Here is a 3,057-nt window from a genome sequence, read left to right on the forward strand (position 1 = left end):
CCACCACCCGCCCCGGCACCCCCGTCTGCAACAGGGCGATCCCCAGCGAGATCAGGGTGCCGGCGGCAGCCGTACGGAACAGGGACGCCAGCCCGGACACGCCGAGCCTGCCGTCGGCCATGGGCAGCAGGACGCCCAGCGGAGCCAGCAGGGCCAGGCCCTCGCCGATGCGGAGCCCCGCCTCGGGCCAGCCCAGCGCCAGGTCGGCACGCAACCCGGACAGGGGGTGAAGGTTCGCGGGGCGTACCCACGGCACGTCCAGGGGCCGCAGCGTCAGCCAGGCGACGAGCGCGAGATGCGCGACGAGGAGGATTGCCCCGGTCACTCGGATGCGGTTCGCGGCGCTGCCGCCGATGGAGCCTTGACGCTGCACGTCCCCCAAGACGCCACGCCGCGCTCGAACGGTTCCGCTTGGGCGCCCCCCGCCCCGGTGAGGCGTGCGCCACACGGGCACGGGGCGATGCCTCGCCTCAGTTCGACGCGACCGAACCGGACGGGGGCTGGACCCGCCCCGGATGGTCGCGCACGCCCTCCGTGCACTCGTACCGGCGCGGCGCGGCCGGGGCCGGGCCCGCCAGGATCACCGAACCGTCGCCCTCCGCCGCCGCCGAGTCGGAGAAGGTGCACACCACCTGGGCGAGCGCGGGGGAGCCCAGCCTGTCCGGGGCGGTGCTCAGGCGCAGCGCCTCCTCGGGCTCCGCGTGCCCCGGACCGGTGACGGTGATGCCGCCCGGTACCCGTGTCTGGTAGCCCGCGGCGCGCTCCCCGGCGGAGGGCGCCGAGGCGAGCTGGTCCAGCAGGCCCTGCGCGACCATGACCCGGCGCCGGGCGTCCGGCGTGCCCTCCGGCACCCGCACCGACCGGTCCACGGTCACCAGCGAGGCCCCGCACAGCAGGAACACCTGCACCGGAACCCCCTCCGGCGACTGGGTGGCCCGCCCGGACCCGGCCGGCGAACAAGGCACCCGTGACGGCGCCCCGCCGAAGTCGGTCGGCACCTCCGTCGGCCGGATGCCGCAGCCGGTGAGCAGCGCGCCCAGCAGCGGCAGCGCCAGCAGCCCTCGTACCGCCCGCCCGCTCACGCGCCCTCCCCGCCGCTGCCCCCGGTCAGGGAGTCGCCCTTCTCGTCGTCCCCGGGCTCCTCCGTCAGGCGGGAGGCGTCGCGCGGCAGCCGGAGCGTGAACACCGCGCCACCGTCGGCGGAGTTGGCGGCCGTGATCTCACCGCCGTGGATGTGGGCGTTCTCCAGCGCGATGGAGAGGCCGAGCCCGCTGCCCTCCGAGCGCGGCCGGGAGGCGCTGGCCTTGTAGAAGCGGTCGAAGACGTGCGGCAGCACCTCCTCGGGGATGCCGGGACCGTGGTCGCGTACCGCGATCAGCAGGTCGTCGCCGTCGATGCGGACCGAGACCCGTACCGGGGAGCCACCGTGCTTGAGGGCGTTGCCGATCAGATTGGCGAGGATGACGTCCAGGCGGCGCGGGTCGAGCCGGGAGTGGATGCCGCGCTCGGCGTCCAGCTCGACCGCGTCCAGCCAGGCCCGGGCGTCGATGCAGGCGGTGATCTGGTCCGCGATGTCGACGTCGTCCAGGACCAGCCGGGCGGTGCCCGCGTCGAAGCGGGTGACCTCCATCAGGTTCTCGACCAGGTCGTTCAGCCGCTTGGTCTCGCTGACCACCAGGCGTACCGCGGGCTCGATCATCGGGTCGATGCCGCCGCCCTCGAACTCCAGCTCGTCCTCAAGCACTTCGGTCACGGCGGTGATGGCGGTCAGCGGGGTGCGCAGTTCGTGCGACATGTCGGCGACGAAGCGGCGGGAGGACTCGTCACGGGCGGCCATGTCCGCGACCCGCTTCTCCAGCGCCTCGGCCGCGTTGTTGAACGTCCGTGACAGATCGGCGAGTTCGTCCGTGCCGGTGACGCGCAGCCGGGTGTCGAGCCGCCCCTCGCCGAGCCTGCGCGCGGCGACTCCGAGGCGTTGCACGGGTTTCAGCACGGTCGTGGCGGCGGCCTGCGCGAGCAGGGCCGAGCCGATCAGGGCGAGCGCGGTGGCGATACCCAGCGACCAGGCGAGGGAGTTGAGGTCCTTGGCCTCCGGCTCCAGCGACTTCGCCATGTAGCCGGTCGAGCCGCCGTCGACCACCTTGGTCCCGGCCACCAGGAAGGGCGTGCCGTGCTCGGTGACGCGCTGCCAGTACAGGTGGTAGGGCGCCTTGTCGGAGCCGCTCGTCTTCTGCCGCTTGTCGACCGCCGCACGCAGCGACGGGGGCACGTCCTTCAGTGAGAAGCCGCTCAGGCCGCCCGAACCGCCGTACACCGTGCGGCCGTCGGGGTCCCGGGCGACCAGCAGCACGCTGAAGCGCTGGCTGCTGCCCGCCATCTGCCCCGCGGCACGCTGGAGTTCGTCCTGCGTGGGACGCGCGGGCAGCGCGCCCGCGCGGTTCTGCATCTCCTGCCGGAAGTCGCGCAGCACCGCGTCCTGGGCGCGGGTGAGCACCGCCTCCCGGTTGAGCCAGTACGCGATGCCCGACGCGGACACCGCGGCCGTCAGCGCCACCAGCCCGAAGACCAGCACCAGCCGCAACCGCAGGCTGGTGAACCGCAGTCCGGCCAGCTTCCTCCCCCGTTCGGCCGTCCAGCGGCCGAATCCCCCGCGCTCGCTCACTGAGGGGCGTCCAGGCGGTAGCCGACACCACGGACCGTGCGGATCAGGGTCGGGGAGGACGGCACGTCCTCGACCTTCGCCCGCAGCCGCTGCACACATGCGTCCACCAGGCGGGAGTCGCCCAGGTAGTCGTGCTCCCACACCAGCCGCAGCAACTGCTGCCGGGACAGCGCCTGCCCCGGCCGGCGGCTCAGCTCCAGCAGCAGCCGCAGCTCGGTCGGGGTGAGCTGGAGGTCCTCGCCGTTCTTGGTCACCGTCATCGCGGACCGGTCGATGACGACACTGCCGAAGGTCGCCGAGTCGCTGGACTCGCGCTCCCCGCGCCGCAGCACGGCCCGGATACGGGCGTCCAGGACGCGGCCCTGCACCGGCTTGACCACGTAGTCGTCGGCGCC

Annotated in this window: 3 protein-coding genes and 1 pseudogene; all 4 read right to left on the reverse strand. The window is 73.8% G+C overall.

All coding sequences use genetic code 11. The features are described 5' to 3' along the window. The coding region (locus tag CCN33_RS17920; protein WP_086694597.1) for a VanZ family protein at nt 1-373 on the reverse strand (373 nt) is incomplete at its 3' end. A 97-nt stretch (nt 374-470) separates the two neighbouring features. Then, nucleotides 471-1,082, reverse strand: coding sequence for a hypothetical protein (locus tag CCN33_RS17925; RefSeq protein WP_086694598.1), 612 nt, complete (start codon nt 1,080-1,082; stop codon nt 471-473). Further along, nucleotides 1,079-2,761 carry a sensor histidine kinase gene (locus CCN33_RS17930; protein ID WP_107483957.1) on the reverse strand — a complete coding sequence of 561 codons (1,683 nt, stop codon included), beginning with the start codon at nt 2,759-2,761 and terminating at the stop codon, nt 1,079-1,081. The genes CCN33_RS17925 and CCN33_RS17930 overlap by 4 nt, the downstream gene beginning before the upstream one ends. Next, a pseudogene (afsQ1, locus tag CCN33_RS17935) lies at nt 2,659-3,057 on the reverse strand (two-component system response regulator AfsQ1); the annotation flags it as partial. The pseudogene afsQ1 and the gene CCN33_RS17930, both read right to left, overlap by 103 nt.

This window comes from Streptomyces recifensis, assembly GCF_002154615.1.
Classification (GTDB): domain Bacteria; phylum Actinomycetota; class Actinomycetes; order Streptomycetales; family Streptomycetaceae; genus Streptomyces; species Streptomyces griseoluteus.